This window comes from Streptomyces sp. NPDC057010, from assembly GCF_042673805.1.
Taxonomy (GTDB): Bacteria; Actinomycetota; Actinomycetes; order Streptomycetales; family Streptomycetaceae; genus Streptomyces.
In genome coordinates, this window is record NZ_JBHUSC010000022.1 from 30,201 (window position 1) to 49,400 (window position 19,200).

At 71.5% G+C, this 19,200-nt stretch carries 17 protein-coding genes; 8 read left to right on the top strand and 9 right to left on the bottom strand.

All coding sequences use genetic code 11. The annotated features are described in order from the left end of the window. Positions 1-19 precede the first annotated feature (19 nt). Positions 20-832 (top strand): phosphatase PAP2 family protein, encoded by an 813-nt coding sequence (locus ACFTXQ_RS19735; protein WP_382642401.1) that lies wholly within the window; start codon positions 20-22, stop codon positions 830-832. Here the strand turns inward: ACFTXQ_RS19735 and ACFTXQ_RS19740 are convergent. The 8 genes from ACFTXQ_RS19740 to ACFTXQ_RS19775 all read right to left on the bottom strand — a co-directional run bounded on the left by ACFTXQ_RS19740 (position 798) and on the right by ACFTXQ_RS19775 (position 10,547). After that, positions 798-2,603: a chitinase gene (locus ACFTXQ_RS19740; protein ID WP_382642403.1), complete on the bottom strand. Its 1,806-nt coding sequence runs from the start codon at positions 2,601-2,603 to the stop codon at positions 798-800. The genes ACFTXQ_RS19735 and ACFTXQ_RS19740 overlap by 35 nt on opposite strands. 70 nt (positions 2,604-2,673) lie before the next feature. Beyond that, complete coding sequence (locus ACFTXQ_RS19745) at positions 2,674-3,138, bottom strand: hypothetical protein (RefSeq protein ID WP_382642405.1); 465 nt, start codon at positions 3,136-3,138, stop codon at positions 2,674-2,676. Between the two features lie 152 nt (positions 3,139-3,290). Then, positions 3,291-4,709, bottom strand: a complete 1,419-nt coding sequence (locus tag ACFTXQ_RS19750; RefSeq protein ID WP_382642407.1) for an NAD(P)/FAD-dependent oxidoreductase — start codon at positions 4,707-4,709, stop codon at positions 3,291-3,293. Between the two features lie 23 nt (positions 4,710-4,732). Beyond that, entirely contained in the window at positions 4,733-5,539 is an 807-nt protein-coding gene (locus ACFTXQ_RS19755) for an ABC transporter permease (RefSeq protein ID WP_382642409.1), read from the bottom strand. Further along, entirely contained in the window at positions 5,539-6,468 is a 930-nt protein-coding gene (locus ACFTXQ_RS19760; RefSeq protein WP_382642411.1) for an ABC transporter permease, read from the bottom strand. The genes ACFTXQ_RS19755 and ACFTXQ_RS19760 overlap by 1 nt, the downstream gene beginning before the upstream one ends. Then, complete coding sequence (locus ACFTXQ_RS19765; protein ID WP_382642413.1) at positions 6,465-7,613, bottom strand: ABC transporter ATP-binding protein; 1,149 nt, start codon at positions 7,611-7,613, stop codon at positions 6,465-6,467. Before ACFTXQ_RS19765 ends, ACFTXQ_RS19760 begins: the two co-directional genes overlap by 4 nt. Positions 7,614-7,734: 121 nt before the next feature. Continuing rightward, positions 7,735-8,985, bottom strand: a complete 1,251-nt coding sequence (locus ACFTXQ_RS19770; RefSeq protein WP_382642415.1) for a PotD/PotF family extracellular solute-binding protein — start codon at positions 8,983-8,985, stop codon at positions 7,735-7,737. A 47-nt stretch (positions 8,986-9,032) separates the two neighbouring features. Further along, the gene (locus tag ACFTXQ_RS19775) at positions 9,033-10,547 is read right to left on the bottom strand and encodes a gamma-aminobutyraldehyde dehydrogenase (RefSeq protein ID WP_382642504.1); all 1,515 of its coding nucleotides are present in this window, start codon (positions 10,545-10,547) and stop codon (positions 9,033-9,035) included. Between the two features lie 194 nt (positions 10,548-10,741). Between ACFTXQ_RS19775 and ACFTXQ_RS19780 the strand changes: the two genes are divergently transcribed. Both ACFTXQ_RS19780 and ACFTXQ_RS19785 read left to right on the top strand, forming a co-directional pair. Beyond that, positions 10,742-11,305, top strand: a complete 564-nt coding sequence (locus tag ACFTXQ_RS19780) for an NADAR family protein (protein ID WP_382642416.1) — start codon at positions 10,742-10,744, stop codon at positions 11,303-11,305. Between the two features lie 561 nt (positions 11,306-11,866). Next, the gene (locus ACFTXQ_RS19785; RefSeq protein WP_382642418.1) at positions 11,867-13,471 is read left to right on the top strand and encodes a TROVE domain-containing protein; all 1,605 of its coding nucleotides are present in this window, start codon (positions 11,867-11,869) and stop codon (positions 13,469-13,471) included. Positions 13,472-13,474: 3 nt separating this feature from the next. Here ACFTXQ_RS19785 and ACFTXQ_RS19790 read toward each other — a convergent pair whose 3' ends face one another. Beyond that, the gene (locus tag ACFTXQ_RS19790) at positions 13,475-14,170 is read right to left on the bottom strand and encodes a DUF4190 domain-containing protein (RefSeq protein WP_382642420.1); all 696 of its coding nucleotides are present in this window, start codon (positions 14,168-14,170) and stop codon (positions 13,475-13,477) included. A gap of 110 nt (positions 14,171-14,280) precedes the next feature. Here ACFTXQ_RS19790 and ACFTXQ_RS19795 point away from each other — a divergent pair, with 110 nt between their 5' ends. The 5 genes from ACFTXQ_RS19795 (at position 14,281) to ACFTXQ_RS19815 (ending at position 19,200) form a co-directional block, all read left to right on the top strand. Beyond that, positions 14,281-15,306 (top strand): adenosine deaminase, encoded by a 1,026-nt coding sequence (locus tag ACFTXQ_RS19795; protein WP_382642422.1) that lies wholly within the window; start codon positions 14,281-14,283, stop codon positions 15,304-15,306. Between the two features lie 36 nt (positions 15,307-15,342). Next, on the top strand, positions 15,343-16,032 hold the full coding sequence (locus ACFTXQ_RS19800) for a glycerophosphodiester phosphodiesterase (RefSeq protein WP_382642424.1): 690 nt from the start codon (positions 15,343-15,345) through the stop codon (positions 16,030-16,032). Between the two features lie 86 nt (positions 16,033-16,118). Continuing rightward, a complete protein-coding gene (locus tag ACFTXQ_RS19805) occupies positions 16,119-17,195 on the top strand; it encodes a sensor histidine kinase (RefSeq protein ID WP_382642506.1) in 1,077 nt (358 codons plus the stop codon). Beyond that, the gene (locus ACFTXQ_RS19810; RefSeq protein ID WP_382642426.1) at positions 17,192-17,866 is read left to right on the top strand and encodes a response regulator; all 675 of its coding nucleotides are present in this window, start codon (positions 17,192-17,194) and stop codon (positions 17,864-17,866) included. Before ACFTXQ_RS19805 ends, ACFTXQ_RS19810 begins: the two co-directional genes overlap by 4 nt. A 146-nt stretch (positions 17,867-18,012) precedes the next feature. Next, complete coding sequence (locus ACFTXQ_RS19815; protein ID WP_382642428.1) at positions 18,013-19,200, top strand: serine hydrolase domain-containing protein; 1,188 nt, start codon at positions 18,013-18,015, stop codon at positions 19,198-19,200.

Here is a 19,200-nt window from a genome sequence, read left to right on the forward strand (position 1 = left end):
TGCCGTACGGTTTCTGCAGATGAGTGAGACACCCCGCTCCCGGGAAACCGGGGGCGACACCAGTACCGGGCTTCCCCAGCGCCGTACTGGGCATGCGTTCGCGCACACTCCTCACCGATCGGACGGCCGTCCGCCCCAAACCCCCCGGGGCGCACGGCAACCCGATCCGGGCGGCCGTCCCGGAACCATCCCCCCTGTTCCGGGACGGCCGGCCATCATCCGGGCCGCGCTCGCTCCGACCGCCCTGAGCCTGACCGCCCTCTGTCTGGCCGCCTTCGCCCTGATCACCTGGCAGGTCCTGGTCGCGGGCCCCCTGTTGGCCCCGGACGAGCGCCTCAGCCGCGCCGTCGTCCGCACCGTCCCGGACGCCGTCACCGAGCGCCTGGCGGACCTCGGCAACGTCCCCGTCGCGGTTCCGGTGCTGCTCCTCGCGATCGCGTACGCCGCCCGGCGCGGCAACCGCCTCGGCGCGGCGGCCGCGGCACTGGCCATGGCCCTGGTGCCGGCGCTGATCGTCCCGCTCAAGGAGTGGACCGCCCGGCCCGGCCCCCTGGAGCCCTGGGCCGCCGGGTACTACCCCTCGGGCCACACCGCCACCTCGGCCGTCGCGTACATCGGCGCGGCCCTGCTCATCGCCCCGTACACGCGCCGGGCATGGCCGGCGGCCACCGCCCTCGTGCTCACGGGGGCGACGGCCGTCGGGCTGGTCCTGCGGGGCTGGCACTGGCCGCTCGACGTGCTGGCCAGCCTGTTCCTGTGCGCTCCGCTGCTCCTCGGGGTGCGGTGGTCCGGCCGGCTCAGCCTCCGAAGTACGCGTCGAAGTTCCGGCTGAACTCCCAGCCCCCGAAGCGGTCCCAGTTGATCGACCAGGTCATCAGGCCGCGCAGGGCGGGCCAGGTGCCGTGGGTCTGGTAGGCGCCGCAGTTCGTCTTCTTCGTCAGGCAGTCGAGGGCCTTGTTCACCTCGGCGGGCGGGGTGTGGCCGTTGCCCGCGTTCGTGGTGGCCGGGAGGCCGATGGCCACCTGGTCCGGGCGCAGCGGCGGGAAGACGCGGGCCGTGTTGCCCGCGACCGGGAAGCCGGTGAGCAGCATGTCGGTCATGGCGATGTGGAAGTCCGCGCCGCCCATGGAGTGGTACTGGTTGTCCAGGCCCATGATGGAGCCCGAGTTGTAGTCCTGGACGTGCAGCAGGGTGAGGTCGTCGCGCAGGGCGTGGATGACGGGGAGGTACGCGCCGGCGCGCGGGTCCTGGCCGCCCCAGGGGCCGGATCCGTAGTACTGGTAGCCCAGTTGGACGAAGAAGGTCTCGGGGGCCATGGTCAGGACGAAGGCCGGGCCGTACGTGGCCTTGAGGGTCTTCACGGCGGAGATCAGGTTGACGATTCCCCCGGTGGTGGGGGCGCGGAAGTCGGTGTCGCCGGTGGCCAGGGAGAGGGAGTGGCCCTCGAAGTCGATGTCGAGGCCATCGAGCCCGTATTCGTCGATGATGCTGCCGACGGAGGAGACGAAGGCGTCGCGGGCGGCCGTGGTGGCGAGCTGGACCTGGCCGTTCTGGCCGCCGATGGAGATCAGGACCTTCTTGCCGGCGGCCTGCTTGGCCTTGATGGCCGCCTTGAACTCGGCCGGGGTTTCGACGCCCGGGCACTCGGCGACCGGGCAGAGCCGGAAGCGGATGTCCCCGGAGGTCACGGAAGTCGGTTCGCCGAAGGCGAGGTTGATGACGTCCCAGGAGGCGGGGACGTCGGCCATCCGGGTGTAGCCGGAGCCGTTGGCGAAGCTCGCGTGCAGGTAGCCGACCAGCGCGTGCGCGGGGAGGCCGCCACCGCCGCCACCGCCGCCGCTCGTCGTGGTCCCGGAGGCGGGGGCGCTCCTGGCGGATTCGCCCGCCGCGTTCACCGCGCCGACCCGGAAGGTGTACGTCGTGGAGGCGGTGAGCCCGGTGACGGTGGCCGAGGTTCCGGTGACGCTCAGGGGCGCGGCCCCGTCGCGGTGGACGGTGTAGCCGGTGGCTCCGGAGGCGGCGGACCAGGACAGGTTCAGGCTGCTCGGCGTGGCGCCGGATACGGTCAGGCCGGTGGGGGCGGCCGGGGGCTGGGGGCCGGCGGGGCCGCCGGGGTCGGGGCCGACCAGGGTGAGGTCGTCGGTGAAGTGCGCCGGCTGGCCGTACCAGCCGTGGGTGTAGACGGTCACCGAGGTGGTCGACGGGCCGGTGCGGAAGCCGGTGGTGAGCTGCTTCCACGCGCCGGGGGTCTGCGTCCAGGTCGACACGTCGGTGGTGCCGGTCCCGCTCGCGCCGAGGTAGACGTACGCACCCTGCACCCAGGCGGAGAGCGTGTACGTCGAGTCGGGCTTGACGGTGACGGTCTGGGAGCAGCGGGCGTTGTCCTGTCCGGCCGGGGTGGCCTTGAGGGCGGAGCCGCCGCCGTGGACGGGGGTGGTGACGGTGGCTCCGCTGCCGCCGGAGCAGCTCCAGCCGGTGAGGCCGGCTTCGAAGCCGCCGTTGCGTATGAGGTCGGCGTCCGCCGCCGCGGCCGGCGGGCCCGCGGCGAGGAAGCCGGCCGCCGCGAGTGCGGCGGCCGTGAGGAGGGACCGGGCTCTGCGCACAACTGCCTCCGGTGCATGGGGGGGATGGAGGGGTCAGCGGCGCCCAAGATGGTCCAGACCAATGCCGTTGTCAAGGTTTCCGGCCCTCCTCCGCCACCACGCGCGCGGCCGCCTCGTGCATCGCGAGCTCCAGCACCACCGGGTCGGTGAGCGTCCCCTGCCCGTCCGGGAGGACCAGCCAGCGCACTCCGCCCGTGGACCGGCCGGGATACGGCACCACGATCCAGGTGCCGCGCCCCGCACCCCGTACGCCCGTCCCGATCCAGCGGGACGCCGTGCCCGGAGGCACGAAGAAGCCCAGCCGCGAGTCGCCGAAATCGGCGAGCACCGGGCCGGGCCGGGCGAGGAGCAGGTTCAGTACGTCGAGGGTGGCCTGCCCCAGCTCCCCGGGCAGGATCAGCACGTCCCAGTTCCGGCCGGCGGGCAGGAGGGTCACCCCGAGGGGGCTGCGCTCCCACTCCCAGCGGCAGGCTTCGGGGTCCGGCGCCGCCGATACCAGCCATTCCACTGCCGTCTTGGTCTCCGGGATCGCCATCGCCCGGCCTCCGTTCGTCTCCGCGGTGAAGGGTTCTCACCGGGAGAGAGCGCGGCCGGGCGCGGCTATGACGCGGGTTGCGTTACTCCGAGGTGGTGAAGCGGGTCACACGATGACGGGCGGTGTGCGCCGGGGGCGTGCGCCTCGCCGGATCAGCTGTCGAAGCCGAGCCCGAAGCGGTCCAGCGTCCTGAGCCAGATGTTCCGGTGGCCGCCGCGGGCGTCGGCGCGGGCCAGCGACCACTTGGTGAGCGTGATCCCGGTCCACGCGAAGGGCTCGGGCGGGAAGGGCATCGGCTTGGACCTGACCATCTCCAGCCGGGTGCGCTCGGTGGACAGGCCGTCGAGCAGGTCCAGCATCACGTCGGCGCCGAAGCGCGTGGCGCCCACGCCGAGCCCGGTGTAGCCGGCCGCGTAGGCGACCCTGCCCGAGTGCGCGGTGCCGAAGAAGGCGGAGAAGCGCGAGCAGGTGTCGATCGCACCGCCCCAGGCGTGGCTGAACTTCAGGCCCTCCAGCTGCGGGAAGCAGGTGAAGAAGTGCTCGGCGAGCTTGAGGTAGGTCTCGGGGCGGTGGTCGTACTCGGAGTCGAGCTTCCCCCGGTAGGGGTAGATCGCGTCGTAGCCGCCCCACAGGATCCGGTTGTCCTTGGTGATCCGGAAGTAGTGGAACTGGTTGGCGCTGTCGCCGAGCCCCTGCCGGTTCTTCCAGCCGATGGCGGCCAGCTGCTCCTCGCTCAGCGGCTCGGTCATCAGCGCGTAGTCGTAGACCGGGACGGTGAACGGGCGGATCCGCCGGACCAGGGACGGGAAGATGTTCGTGCCCAGGGCGACCCGGCGCGCGAGGATCGTGCCGTACGGGGTCTGCACGGTCATCCCGGGCCCGGCCGGGGCCATCTTCAGGCCGCGGGTGTTCTCGTAGATCCGCACGCCCAGCTCCAGACAGGCGCGCTTGAGCCCCCAGGCCAGCTTCGCCGGGTGGAGCATGGCCACCCCGTCGCGGTCCCACATGCCGGCGAGGAAGGTCGGCGAGTTCACCTCGGCGCGCACCGCGTCGCCTTCGAGGAACTCGGCGCCGCCGCCCAGGCCGAGGCGCTCGGCCTCCTGGTGCAGTTCCCTGAGCTCCTCCACCTGGTGCGGTTCGGTGGCCACGTCGATCTCGCCGGTGCGCTCGAAGTCGCAGTCGATGCCGTAGCGGGCGACCGCCTCCTCGATGGCGTCGAGGTTGCGCGCGCCCAGCTCCTCCAGCGTGGCGAGCTCGTCGGGCCAGCGGGCCAGGCCGTTGGCGAGGCCGTGGGTGAGGGAGGCGGCGCAGAAGCCGCCGTTGCGGCCGGAGGCGGCCCAGCCCGCCTCCTTGCTCTCGATCAGGACGACGTCCCGCTCGGGATCGCGCTCCTTGGCGAGCAGCGCGGTCCACAGCCCGCTGTAACCGCCGCCGATGACCAGCAGGTCGCAGCGCTCGTCGGAGGTGAGCGCCGGCTGGGGGGCGGGCTTGCCGGGGTCGTCCAGCCAGTACGAGACCGGCTTCGCTTCGGAAAGGGATTTCGCAACACTACGCATGGCGACTGGGGCCATGGCTTCCAACTCCCTACAGGGGTCTACTTCGGTTGTGCCTTCTTGCGGCGGTTGCCGACCATCTGGCCGGCGAGGACCACCAGCACCGCGATGACGAACATCGCCGTGCCGATGACGTTGATCTGCACGGGCGTACCGCGCTGGGCCGATCCCCACACGAACATGGGGAAGGTGACGGTGTTGCCCGAGTTGAAGTTGGTGATGATGAAGTCGTCGAACGAGAGTGCGAAGGAGAGCAGCGCGCCCGCCGCGATACCGGGGGCGGCGATCGGCAGCGTGACCCGCAGGAAGGTCTGCACCGGGCCCGCGTAGAGGTCGCGGGCGGCCTCCTCCAGCCGCGGGTCCATGGACAGGACGCGCGCCTTGACGGCGGCGACGACGAAGCTGAGGCAGAACATGACGTGGGCGATCAGGATCGTCCAGAAGCCCAGCTGGATGCCCATGTTGAGGAAGAGCGCGAGCAGCGAGGCCGCCATCACGATCTCGGGCATGGCCATGGGCAGGAAGATCAGCGAGTTGACCGCGCCGCGCGCCCGGAAGCGGTAGCGGACCAGTGCGAAGGCGATCGCGGTGCCCAGGGCGGTGGCGGCGATCGTGGCCCACAGGGCGATCTGGAGCGAGAGCGAGAGGGAACCGCACAGGTCGGCGACCCCGCAGGGGTCCTTCCAGGCGTCGAGCGAGAACTCCTGCCAGGCGTAGTTGAACCGCCCGGAGGGGTTGTTGAAGGAGAAGACGGTCACGACCACGTTCGGCAGGATCATGTACGCGAGCGTGCCGAGGCCGAAGATGACGACGAGATGGCGCCGCAGCCAGCCGGTGAGAGTGCTCATCAGACCAGGTCCTCCGTCCCCGCTCGGCGGATGTAGATGGTGACCATGATCAGCACGATGGCCATGAGGATGAAGGACAGCGCGGCCGCCGTCGGGTAGTCGAGGATGCGCAGGTACTGCGACTGGATGACGTTGCCGATCATCCGGGTGTCCGTGGAGCCGAGCAGCTCGGCGTTGACGTAGTCGCCGCTCGCCGGGATGAAGGTCAGCAGCGTCCCGGAGACCACGCCCGGCATGGAGAGCGGGAAGGTCACCTTCCGGAAGACCGTGGCGGGCTTCGCGTACAGGTCCCCGGCCGCCTCGTGGAGGCGGGTGTCGATGCGCTCCAGCGAGGTGTAGAGCGGCAGGATCATGAAGGGCAGGAAGTTGTACGTCAGACCGCAGACGACCGCGAGCGGCGTGGCCAGCACCCGGTCGCCCTGGGTGATGCCGAGCCAGCCGGTGACGTCGAGGAAGCCGATCTTGTTGAGGACGGCGACCACGGGGCCGCCGTCGGCCAGGATCGTCTTCCACGCCAGCGTGCGGATCAGGAAGCTGGTGAAGAACGGGGCGATGACCAGCACCAGCAGGAGGTTGCGCCAGCGGCCGGCCTTGAAGGCGATCAGGTAGGCCAGCGGGTAGCCGAGCAGCAGGCAGAGCACGGTGGCGGTGCCCGCGTAGAGCAGGGAGCGCAGGAACTGCGGCAGGTACTCGGTGAAGGCGTCCCAGTACGTCTGGAAGTGCCAGGTCACCTTGAAGCCCTCTTCGAGGGAGCCGGTCTGCACCGAGGTGGAGGCCTGGTAGACCATCGGCAGCACGAAGAAGACCAGCAGCCACAGGATGCCCGGGAGCAGCAGCCAGTACGGGATCAGCCGCTTGCGCACGGACGCCTTGTGCACCGGGGGTTCGGCGGGGGCGGCGACCTCCGGCAGCGCGGCGGGGGCGGTCATGCGCTCTCCTCGACCGTCTCGATGCCCGCGTCGATGTCCTGGGCCGCGTCGAGGCCGAACGTGTGCTCCGGGTTCCAGTGCAGGACCACCTCGGCGCCCGGGACGAGGCGGGCGTCGCGCTCGATGTTCTGGGCGTACACCTCCAGCTCCGGACAGACCGGGCTGTCGATGACGTACTGGGTGGAGACGCCGATGAAGGAGGAGTCGGCGATGCGGCCGCGGACCGTGTTGCGGCCGGAGGCGATGGTGTGCGCCTCGTCGGCGTGGACCAGGGAGATCTTCTCCGGGCGCACCCCGACCAGCAGCTTCCCGCCGGCGCGGGGGGTGGTCGAACATCGGGCCGCGGGCAGGTGCAGCTTCGTACCGGAGGCGGAGACCACCACCTCGGCGCCCGCGGACTCCACGGACGCCTCGATGAGGTTGGAGGTGCCGAGGAAGTTGGCGACGAAGGTGGTGCCCGGGTTCTCGTAGAGCTCGGCGGGGGCGCCCAGCTGCTCGACGCGGCCCCCGTTCATCACGGCGACCGTGTCGGCCATCGTCATGGCCTCCTCCTGGTCGTGCGTGACGTGCACGAAGGTGATGCCGACCTCGGTCTGGATCCGCTTGAGCTCCAGCTGCATCTGGCGGCGCAGCTTGAGGTCGAGGGCGCCGAGGGGCTCGTCGAGGAGGAGCACCTGGGGGTGGTTGATCAGCGCGCGGGCGACGGCGACTCGCTGCTGCTGGCCGCCGGAGAGCTGGTGGGGCTTCTTGCCGGCCTGCTCGCCGAGCTGCACCAGCTCCAGCATGTCGTCGACCTGCTTCTTGACCGACTTGATGCCGCGGCGGCGCAGGCCGAAGGCGACGTTCTCGTAGATGTTCAGGTGCGGGAAGAGCGCGTAGCTCTGGAAGACCGTGTTCACCGGGCGCTTGTACGGCGGCAGGTGGGTCACCTCCGTGTCGCCGAGGTGGACCGTGCCGGTGGAGGGCTCCTCCAGGCCGGCGATCATGCGCAGGGTGGTGGTCTTTCCGCAGCCCGAGGCGCCGAGCAGGGCGAAGAAGGAGCCCTGGGGGATGGTGAGATCCAGCGGGTGCACGGCGGTGAAGGTGCCGTAGTGCTTGCTGATCCCGGCGAGGCGGACGTCGCCGCCCGCGGTCTTGTCAGTCATGGGTGGGTCCCGGGGTTGGGTGGGGAAGGGGTCAAGGGGGCCGGCGGAGTCGGCCGGGGTGCGCCGCCGCCGGGTTCGTCCGGTGGGCGGCGCCCGGTCCTCCACGGCTCGCCGTGCGGCGTCAGGCTCCGATGAGCTTGGCGAACTTCTCTTCGTACGCCGTCTCTTCCTCGCTGGTGAGCGAGCGGAAGGCGTGTGCCTTGGCGGCCATCGCCTTGTCCGGGACGATCAGCGGGTTGTCCGCGAGCGCGGGATCGATCTTGGCCAGCTCGTCCTTGACGCCGTCCACCGGGCAGACGTAGCTGATGAAGGCGGCCAGCTGGGCGGCGATCTCGGGCTCGTAGTAGAAGTCGATGAGCTTCTCGGCGTTGGCCTTGTGCCGGGCGTGGGCGGGGACCAGCAGGTTGTCGCTGGAGGTGATGTATCCGGGGGCCGGGATCGCGTACTGGATGTCCGGGTTGCCGGCCTGCAGCTGGATGACGTCGCCGGCCCAGGCGAGGCAGGCGGCGAGGTCCCCCTTGTCGAGGTCGGCGGTGTAGTCGTTGCCGGTGAACCGGCGGATCTGCTTGGTGTCCACGCCCTTCTGCAGGCGGCCGATCGCCCCGTCGAAGTCCGCGGTGGTGAAGTTCGAGGGGTCCTTGCCCTGGTCGAGCAGGGTCATTCCGACGCTGTCGCGCATCTCGGTGAGGAAGCCGACGCGGCCCTTGAGGCTCGGGTCGTCGAGGAGCTGGGTGACGGAGTCGACCTTCTTCCCGCCGGTGGCCTTGGTGTTGTAGGCGATGACGGTGTCGATGCCGGTCCACGGGTAGCTGTACGAGCGGCCCGGGTCCCAGTCGGGGGTGCGGAACTGCGGGATCAGGTTGGCGTAGGCGTGCGGCAGGTGCGACGGGTCCAGCTTCTGCGCCCAGCCGAGGCGGATGATGCGGGCGGCGAGCCAGTCGGTGACGACGATCAGGTCGCGGCCGGTGTCCTGGCCGGCGGCGAGCTGCGGCCGGATCTTCCCGAAGAACTCGACGTTGTCGTTGATGTCCTCGGTGTACTTGACCTTGATCCCGGTCCGTTTGGTGAACTCCTCCAGGGTGGGACGGGTCTTCTCGTCGTCGCTGGTGTCCATGTACTCGGTCCAGTTGGAGAAGTTGATCTCCTTCTCCTGCGCCGAGTGGTCGTCGGAGGCCGCCGCCGAGTCGCCCTCGCGCTTGGCGGGCGGAATACCGCACCCGGCGAGGGTGAACAGGCCGCCGAGGGTGAGCGCCCCGACTCCGGAGGCGCGCAGCAGCGAGCGGCGGGTGAGGGCGCCGCGCCCGCTGGTGAGGCTGCGCCGCATCGCGGCGAGTTGCGCCGCCGAGAGGCGGTCGGGCTCGAACTGCTCCATGCGCTGTGCCCTTTCGGGAGGTGTACCGCTGGTCGGGCGGTGGATACTTATCGGTCCCCGAAGATCGTGCGGTGCCAGTCCTTGGCCGCCACCGCCGTGTTGTCGTACATCACGTGCTTGACCTGCGTGTACTCCTCGAAGGAGTAGGCGGACATGTCCTTGCCGAAGCCGCTGGCCTTGTAGCCGCCGTGGGGCATCTCGCTGATGATCGGGATGTGGTCGTTGACCCAGACGCAGCCCGCCTTGATCTCGCGGGTGGCCCGGCCCGCGCGGTAGACGTCGCGGCTCCAGGCGGAGGCGGCGAGCCCGTACGGGGTGTCGTTGGCCAGCGCGATGCCCTCGTCGTCGGTGTCGAAGGGCAGCACGACGAGGACCGGCCCGAAGATCTCGGACTGGACGACCTCGCTGTCCTGGGCGGCGCCGGCGATGAGGGTGGGCCGGTAGTACGCGCCCTCGGCCATCTCTCCGCCGGGGATCTCGCCGCCGGTGACGACGGTGGCGTACGTCCGGGCACGCTCGACGAAACCGGCGACCCGGTCGCGCTGGGCGTGCGAGACCAGCGGGCCGAGGTCGGTGGTGGCGGCGAAGGGATCGCCGAGGCGGACGGTCTCCATCAGCTCCGCGACGCGGGTGACGAACGCGTCGTGGAGGGGCCGCTGGACGTAGGCGCGGGTGGCGGCGGTGCAGTCCTGGCCGGTGTTGATGAGGGAGGCGGCGACGGCGCCGTGCGCGGCGGCCTCCAGGTCGGCGTCGTCGAAGACGAGGAAGGGGGCCTTGCCGCCGAGCTCCAGGTGGAGCCGCTTGACGGTGGCGGTGGCGATCTCGGCGACCCGCTTGCCGACGGCGGTGGAGCCGGTGAAGGAGGTCATGACCACGTCGGGGTGGCCGACCAGGTGCTCGCCGGCGTCGCGCCCGGCCCCGGTGACGATGTTGATCACGCCGTCGGGGATGCCCGCCTCCTTGGCCGCCTGCGCGAACATCAGCGAGGTCAGCGGGGTGAGCTCGGCCGGCTTCAGGACGATGGTGTTGCCCGCGGCGATCGCCGGGAGGATCTTCCAGGCAGCCATCTGGAGCGGGTAGTTCCAGGGCGCGATGGAGCCGACGACGCCGATGGGCTCGCGGCGTACGTAGGAGGTGTGGTCGCCGGAGTACTCGGCCGCGGCCTGCCCCTGGAGGTGCCGTGCGGCGCCGGCGAAGAAGGCGGTGTTGTCGATCGTCCCCGGCACGTCGAACTCGGTGGACAGCTTGATCGGCTTGCCGCACTGGAGGGACTCGGCGTACGCGAAGTCCTCGGCCTGCTCGGCCAGTACGGCCGCCAGCCGGTGCAGGGCGTCCGACCGCTCCCCGGGGGTGGCGGCGGACCAGCCCGCGAAGGCCCGCCCTGCGGCGGCGACGGCCTCGTCGACGTCCGCGGTGCTCGCGAGTTCGTAGGTGAGGACCTCGTCGCCGGTCGCGGGATCGACCACCGTGTGTGACCGGCCGGAGGTGCCGGCCCTCAGCTTTCCGTCGATGTACTGCGCGCCGTCTGCGAAGCGGTCTTTGACCTGGAAGCGGTTGCCCATCACGCTCTCACGCTCTCCGTAGCTACAGTTCGAGCTACAGCTCGAATTGAGTGCCGATCCTGACAGAGGAGATTCCCTCGGCCAAGTGATTCCGTTGTTGCCTTTTGATTACGCGACGGAATCGGTCGACCATGTGTCGAGGCACACCCGAAATCCCGTACGAAGTGTCCGTGGCGACTGTCAGACTCGCGTGCATGGAGATGATCGACGACCTGATCAAGCAGGTCAGCCGCGGTGAGCGGGTGAAGTTCCTGCCGTTCTGGGGACACCGTCCGAGGCCTGACGGGACGCTCGGACCGAGCTGTCTCAGCCAGTGGTGGCCCTCTGCTTTCACTGTCGGTGACGTCCGGTACGCGACGGCCGAGCACTGGATGATGGCCGGGAAGGCGCGCCTGTTCGGGGACGCGGAGGCGGAACGGGCGGCCCTCTCGGCCCGCACCCCGGCCGAGGCGAAGAAGGCCGGTCGCCTGGTGCGGGGCTTCGACGAAGCGGTGTGGCAGCGCGAGCGCTACGGAATCGTGGTGGAGGGCAGCGTGCACAAGTTCGCCTCCGACCCGGCGCTGCGCTCGTACCTCCTGACCACCGGCGACCGTGTCCTGGTGGAGGCCAGCCCGGTGGACCGCATCTGGGGCATAGGCCTGGCCCCCGACGACGAACGCGCCCTGGACCCGGCGAGCTGGCGCGGCCTGAACCTGCTGGGCTTCGCCCTGATGGAGGCACGCGACTGCCTGCGCAAGGACAGCCCCGCCGGCGTTTGAGGCGCGGGGTCTGGGGCGGAGCCCCCGGTTTCGGGAAGGGGCGGGGTGGGGAAGCCGCCCGCAGGGCCCGACCGCACGCCGCGCAGGTTAAATACCTCGCGCGCACCCTGGCCCGGCACCTACCGTGATCCTCGTCCAGGTGCGGAGGCGAGACCTACTTCCACTGTTAATGGGGAGGCCGCGGGTTCGAGTCCCGTCACCGGCTTCGGGCCGGTGTAGCTCAGTCGGCAGAGCACCACGTGGTTTCGCCGAACTCGATCTCTGGACACCTACGTCACGCACCTCCCGGTGCGCGGGCAGCGGCTCCTTCTTTCGCAAAGACACCAGGCCGCCGCCACCTTGATCTCGGGAGGACGTGCGTGGGGGATGCCCGGTGCGCAGGCAGCGGTTACTTCCCGGACCCGGAGGTCGTGGGTTCGAATCCCACCCGGCCCCGCCCGCGAGGGCGACGGCCGGTGGAGCAGCCAGGTAGCTCGCCGGGCTATAGTCCGCCGCCGAGTCCGATCTCGGGCATCCCTCACGGCACGCCTCCCCCGCTCGCTTCATCTCGGGGGATCCACCATGGCTCGTTTCAACCTGCGCGCGCTCAAGTCGACGCCCGCCACACCCATCACACCCACCTCGCCCGTCCGCTCGACCCGCCGCGCCCGCACCCACGAGGGCGGACCGGGCCACGAACGCGACCCCCGCTCGGAGCTGTTCCTGCTGGCCGTCGCCAACTTCGTGACGCAGCAGACCTTCTACGAGAGCGGCACCTCGCGCGACGACCGCTTCGGCGCCCTCGTGCGCCGGCTCGCGGTCGAGGACCCGGCGTGGACGGCCGGCCTGCTGCGCTGGCTCCGCGGCGACGCGAACATGCGGACCGCCTCGCTCGTCGGCGCCGCCGAGTACGTCAAGGCGCGGCTCGACGCGGGCGCAACCGACGGGCCGTCGAACCGCCAGGTCGTGGACTGCGTGCTGCAGCGGGCGGACGAGCCCGGCGAACTGCTGGCCTACTGGACGGCGACGTACGGGCGGAACGTGCCCAAGCCCGTCAAGCGCGGCATCGCCGACGCCGTACGCCGCCTCTACTCCGGCACCTCGCTGCTGAAGTACGACACCGCCTCTGCTCGACGACGGGGTTACCGCTTCGGCGACGTCCTCAACCTCGTGCACGCCTCCCCCGACCCGGCCAAGCCCTGGCAGGGCGAGCTGTTCCGCTACGCCCTCGACCGCAGGCACCACCCGGACGACGCGCAGGTCCCGGCGGGCAACCGCACCCTGGCCGCGCACCGGGCGCTGATGGAGCTCCCCGTGCCGGAGCGGCGTGCGGTCGTCACCGCGCCGGGCGGCGCCGAGCGCCTCGCCGAGGCGGGGATGACCTGGGAGGCGCTGGCCGGATGGCTCCAGGGTCCGATGGACGCGGCCGCCTGGGAGGCGGTCATCCCGTCCATGGGGCCGATGGCGCTGCTGCGCAACCTGCGCAACTTCGACCACGCCGGGGTCTCGGACGAGGTGGCTGCGCGGGTCGCGGCGAAGGTCTCCGACCCGGAGGTCGTGGCCCGGTCCCGGCAGTTCCCCTTCCGGTACCTGGCCGCCTACCAGCACGCTCCCTCGCTGCGCTGGGCGTACCCGCTGGAGCGGGCGCTCGGCCACTCGCTGGCCAACGTGCCGGCGCTGCCCGGCCGGACGCTGGTCCTGGTCGACCGTTCCGGTTCCATGTGGTCCCCGCTCTCGGAGCGCTCGCAGCTCAACCGGGCCGACGCGGCCGCCGTCTTCGGGGCCGCGCTGGCGCTGCGCGCCGAGCACGCCGACCTCGTGCAGTTCGGCTCGGACAGCCACGCGGTCCCGTACACCCGGGGCGAATCCGTACTGAAGGTGCTGGAGCGGTTCGGGGACCTCGGTGGCACCTACACGGCCAAGGCCGTGAGGGAGCACTACCGGGGCCACGACCGCGTGCTGATCGTCACCGACGAGCAGGCCGCCGTCTCGTTCGGAGGCGAACCGACGGCCGCGGTCCCGGACACCGTCCCGGTCTACACCTGGAACCTGGCCGGCTACCGCGTCGGGCACGGGCCGTCGGGCTCGGCGCACCGGCACACCTTCGGCGGGCTCACCGACGCGGCCTTCCGCATGGTGTCCCTGATCGAGGGCGGCCGGAACGCCGACTGGCCCTGGACGCCGTAGGGGTCAGACCCTCTCGCTGACGCGCGTACGCGAGGGCGGGGGGTCGAAGTCCGAACCGTCCCGCGAGTCGCTGAGCAGGACACCGGCCACCACGAGCGCGATCATCAGGATGCTGATCACGATGCCTATCGCGCCCAGGATGATGCCGGCCAGCGCCATCGAGCCGTTGTCGGCCTCGCCGCGCTGGGCCTTGCCGCGGCCCAGGACGCCGAAGATGACCGCCGGGACTCCGAACAGGAGGCCCAGGTAGCAGGTGATCACACCGATGATGCCGAGCACGAGGGCGGTGATGCCGAACCCGTTGCTCGGCTGGGCTCCGTACGGCGGGTATCCGGCGTATCCCGGGTAGCCCTGGTAGGCGGGCTGACCCGGGTATCCCGGCTGGCCGGGATACCCGGGATAGCCCGCGTCACCGGGGTACCCGTATCCCGGCAGGGGCGCCGGCGGCGGGCCCGGGTAGCCGTAGGCGGCCGGCACGGGCCCGGTGACCGGCGCTTCGGCCGGCGCCGGGGAGGCCAGGGGGACGGACGGGGTCGGCGTGGTGTCCCCCGGTATCCCCGCGAGCGTCGGCTGGTCGTGCACGGACGGCGGGCCGGACGCGCCCGCCGCCTCGGGGGCGCCCTGCTGCTTGCCCAGGTCGACCACCGGCCGCTCCGGCGGCGCCCACGGGTCTCGCTGCTCGGGACTGTTCTCGGTCATGCGGCGCCCCCCTCTCTCCCGGCCATGCTAAGCGGTGCCACCGACAGTCACCGGCCTGCCTACGATGAAGCCCGACCTGCCCGCACGCGCGTCCTCCCGGAGGCATCCTCATGACCGACCTGCACCCCTTCATCGCGGGGCTGCCCAAGGCGGAACTCCACGTCCACCACGTCGGCTCGGCATCGCCTCGCATCGTCGCCGAGCTCGCCTCCCGGCACCCCGACTCGAAGGTCCCCACCGACCCCGAGGCCCTCGCCGACTACTTCACCTTCACCGACTTCGCGCACTTCATCGAGGTCTACCTGTCGGTCGTCGACCTGGTCCGCACCCCCGACGACGTACGCACCCTGACCTTCGAGGTCGCCCGTGACATGGAGCGGCAGAACATCCGCTACGCCGAGCTGACCATCACCCCGTACTCCTCCACCCGCCGCGGCATCGACGAGAAGGCCTTCATGGAGGCCATCGAGGACGCCCGCAAGGCGGCCGAGGCCGAACTCGGCGTCATCCTGCGCTGGTGCTTCGACATTCCCGGCGAGGCCGGCCTGGAGGCCGCGGCCGAGACCGCCCGCCTCGCCGTCGACCTGCGCCCCGAGGGCCTGGTCTCCTTCGGCCTCGGCGGCCCCGAGATCGGCGTGCCGCGCCCGCAGTTCAAGCCGTACTTCGACCGGGCCCGGGCCGCCGGCCTGCACAGCGTGCCGCACGCCGGCGAGACCACCGGCCCCGAGACGGTCTGGGACGCCATCCGCGAGCTCGGCGCCGAGCGCATCGGCCACGGCACCAGCGCCGCCCAGGACCCGGAGCTCCTCGCCTACCTCGCCGAGCACCGCATCGCCCTGGAGGTCTGCCCGACCTCCAACATCGCCACGCGCGCGGTGACGGACCTCGACCGCCACCCGGTCAAGGAGATGGTGGCCGCGGGTGTGCTCGTCACCATCAACAGCGACGACCCGCCGATGTTCGGCTCCGACCTCAACAACGAGTACGCGGTGGCCGCCCGCCTCCTGGACCTCGACGAGCGCGGTCTCGCGCAGCTCGCCAAGAACGCGGTCGAGGCCTCCTTCCTGGACCCGGCGGGCAAGGCGAAGCTCACCGGGGAGATCGACGCGTACACGGAGCAGTGGCTCGCGCGCTGACGTCCCCTTGATCCGGGCAGCCCCGAGAATGGGGCCATGAGCACCCTGACTGCCGTCGCCCACCGCGGCGATCCCTACCGCGTCCGTGAGAACACCCTCTTCTCGATCCGCTCCGCCTTCGCACTCGGGGCGGACGCGGTGGAGATCGACGTACGGCTGACCCGCGACGGGGTGCCGGTCCTCCTCCACGACGAGACGCTCGAACGGCTGTGGGGCCATGACGTGCGGCTCGACGCCGTCACGGCCCCACAGCTCAGGGAGTTGACGGAGGGTGGGATCCCGACGCTGCGCGACGCCCTGATGGCGGCCGGGGCGGGCCGGGTGATGATCGACCTGCCGGGCGCGAGCGCCGAGTCGGTCCGGACGGTCGTCGACCTGGTCCGCGAGTGCGGGGCGCGCGAGCGCACGTACTACTGCGCGGGCCCGGACACCATGCTGGCGGTCCGCGCCGCCGATCCGGGCGCGGAGATCGCGCTGACCTGGACCACGCTGTCGCCGCCGCGCCGGGTGCTGATCGACGCCGTGACCCCGCGCTGGCTCAACTACCGCTTCGGTCTGGTCAGCCGGGAGCTGACGGACGCCCTGCACCGGGACGGCCTGCTGGTCTCGGCGTGGACCGCGGACACGAAGCGGACGATGCGCGGGCTCGTCAGGGCGGGGGTCGACTCGATCACGACGAACCGCGTGGACGCGCTGACCGCCGTACGGGCCGAGCTCGGCCGGTGATACGCACGTTCAGGGACGGGATCCGCGCCGCCGGCCCCCGGTGGCAGGACCTGGCCCTGACCCTGCTGGTGCAGCTGGCCGTCACCATGCCGTTCGTCGTGCCCCGGTCGCCCGACCTGCCGGCCGCGACCTGGGCCTCGTACGGCATCACCACGCTCGCCGTGCTGCCGCTGATCTGGCGGCGCCGGGCACCGGTGCCCGTGCTCGCGGCGATCCTGGTCGCCGGGGGGATCTACAAGGTCGCCGTCGACGGGCCGGGCCAGCCGCTGCCGTACGCGGGCCTCATCGCCTTCTATACGGTCGCCCTGCAGTGCGCCCCCCGGGTCCGGGCGGCCGTGGGCCTCGTCAGCGTGCTGGTGGTCGCCCTGTCGGTGGGCTGGGAGACGGGGACGGCGCGGGAGCTCCTGTTCACCCTCTTCGTCTCGGGGGCGGCCTACGCCCTGGGACGGCTCCAGCACACGCGGCAGGCCTATACCGAGGCCGTCGAAGCGCGGGCCGCCGAGCTGGAGCGGGCCAACCGGATCGAGGCGGAGCAGGCCGCGGCACGCGAACGGGCCCGGATCGCCCGGGAGATGCACGACATCCTCTCGCACGCCGTCAGCATCATGATCGTGCAGGCGGAGGCCGGACCGGTCGCCGTGCGCAGGGCCCCCGAGCGGGCCGAGGCCGCCTTCGACGCGATCGCGGACACGGGGCGCGACGCGATGGCGCAGCTGCGCGCGATGCTGGGCGTGCTGCGCACCGACGAGGCCGCCCCGAGGCGCCCGCAGCCGGGGATCGCCGAATTGCCGGAGCTCGTGGACCGGGTACGGACCAGCGGGCTGCGGGTGTCCTACGAGCCGACGGGCACGGTCCGCGAGCTGCCGGCCGCGCTGGGGGCGACGGTGCACCGGGTGGTGCAGGAGGCGCTGACCAACGTGGTGAAGCACGCCGCGGCTTCGGCGGTGGTCGTGCGCCTGGAGTACGGGGCCCAGGCCCTGACGGTGACGGTGACGGACGACGGGCGGGGGCCGGGCGGTGCTTCGGGCGGCCACGGGCTGATCGGCATCCGCGAGCGGGCGGCGGCGCACGGCGGAACGGCGCAGGCGGGTCCGGGGCCGGACGGCCGGGGGTTCTCGGTACGGGTCGTGCTTGTAACCTCACCGCTGGAGGTGGGCAGTTGACGATCCGTGTGGTGGTGGCCGACGACCAGGAGCTGGTGCGCAGCGGGTTCGCGATGATCCTCGACGTCCAGGAGGACATCGAGGTCGTGGCGGAGGCCGGGGACGGCGCGGCGGCGGTGGAGGCGGTGCGCCGGCTCTCGCCCGACGTGGCGCTGCTGGACATCCGGATGCCGGTGCTGGACGGGATCGAGGCGTGCCGGACGATCTCCGCCGAGAGCGGGTGCCGCACGGTGATGCTGACGACCTTCGATTCGGACGAGTACGTGTACGAGGCGCTGCACGCGGGGGCGAGCGGCTTCCTGCTGAAGGACGTGCGGCGGGACGACCTGGTGCACGCGGTGCGGGTGGTGGCGGCGGGCGAGTCGCTGCTGGCGCCGTCGGTGGCGCGGCGGCTGATCGAGGAGTACACGGCGGTGACGGGGGCGGCGCGGCCCGCGCTCCCGGCGGACCGGCTGGAGGTGCTGACGGCGCGGGAGCGGGAGACGCTGCTGCACCTGGGGCGGGGGCTGTCGAACGCGGAGATCGCGGCGGCGCTGGTGGTGAGCGAGCACACGGTGAAGTCGCACGTGGGGAACGTGCTGGCGAAGCTGGGGCTGCGGGACCGGATCCAGGCGGTCATCTGCGCGTACGAGACGGGCCTGATCGCTGCGGGTACTCCCTCTGCGGAGTGAGGGACGGCGTGTCGCCTCCCTCTGGCCGGTGAGTTGTCGTACCGGTGAAGACCCCTCTCAGTGGTGATCCGCAACTACCCCTCGCACCGGCAGCATTGAGTCATCGGGGCCGCAGTGGCCCGGTGGATTCAGAGGGGGATCCCATCATGAAGGCTCGCACGCGCACGCTGATCGCCGCCGCCCTGGTTCTGGGCATCGCGTCCGGACCCGTCGCCGCACAGGCCGCTCCGGTTCCCGCGGCGGCGGCGGTCACCGCGCCGATCGTCTCGACCCCGCCCAACGCCGCGGCACTGGAGCGGGCGATCGCCGGCCTCGGGGCGGGGCACAAGGACGCGACGGCCGCGCTGGTCCGGGTGGGCGGTACGAGCGGCAGCTGGCGCGGGAGTTCCGGCGTCGCCGACATCACCACCGGGCGGGAGGCCGTCGAGCAGGGGCGGTTCCGGGCCGGGTCGGTGACCAAGACCTTCACCGCGGCTGTGGTGCTCCAGCTGGCGGCCGAGGGCCGGGTGGATCTGGACAGGCCGGCCCAGTGGTACCTGCCCGGGACGGTCCCCGACGCCTACGGCACGGTCACCGTCCGGCAGTTGCTCAACCACACCAGCGGCATACCTGCGGCGGACGGCCCGGGCGAGTCGTTCGAGGCGCAGTGGGAGCACCGTTTCGATGTGACCGACCCGCACGATCAGCTGGCCGATGCCTTCGCGAAGAAGCCGGAGTTCACCCCGGGCTCGGCCCAGCACTACCTGAACATCAACTACATGGTGCTGGGCGTGCTCATCGAGAAGGTGACGGGCACCTCGTACGAGGAGGCGGTCGGCCGGCGGGTTCTGCGGCCGCTGGGTCTGCGTCAGACCTCGTTCCCGGCCCGGACGCAGACGAAGATCCACGGTCCGCACAACCGGGGCTACCAGGCGATAGCGCAGGCGGACGGCTCCCGGGAGCTGCGGGACGTGACCGAGTGGAACTCCTCCGGCCGGTGGGCGGCGGGGGACATCATCTCGACCACGGCCGATCTGGAGCGGTTCACCACGGCCTTGTTCAGCGGGCGGATCGTGCCGAAGGCCCAGCTGGAGGAGATGTTCACGGTGCCCGCGGTGAAGAACTTCCTCAACGGGAAGGACGCGACGATGACGGCGGGCCTGTCCCGGCTGGTCCTGCCGGACGGCACGGAGGCCTGGGGCAAGACGGGCGGCCGGTACGGCTACAACACCGCGATAGGCGCGACCCGCGACCTCTCCCGCAGCCTGGTCTACTCGGTCAACTCCACGAACGCCAAGGGCGAGGACATGAATCCGGTGGCCCTCGGCATCGTGCTGGCCGCCTTCGCCAAGTAG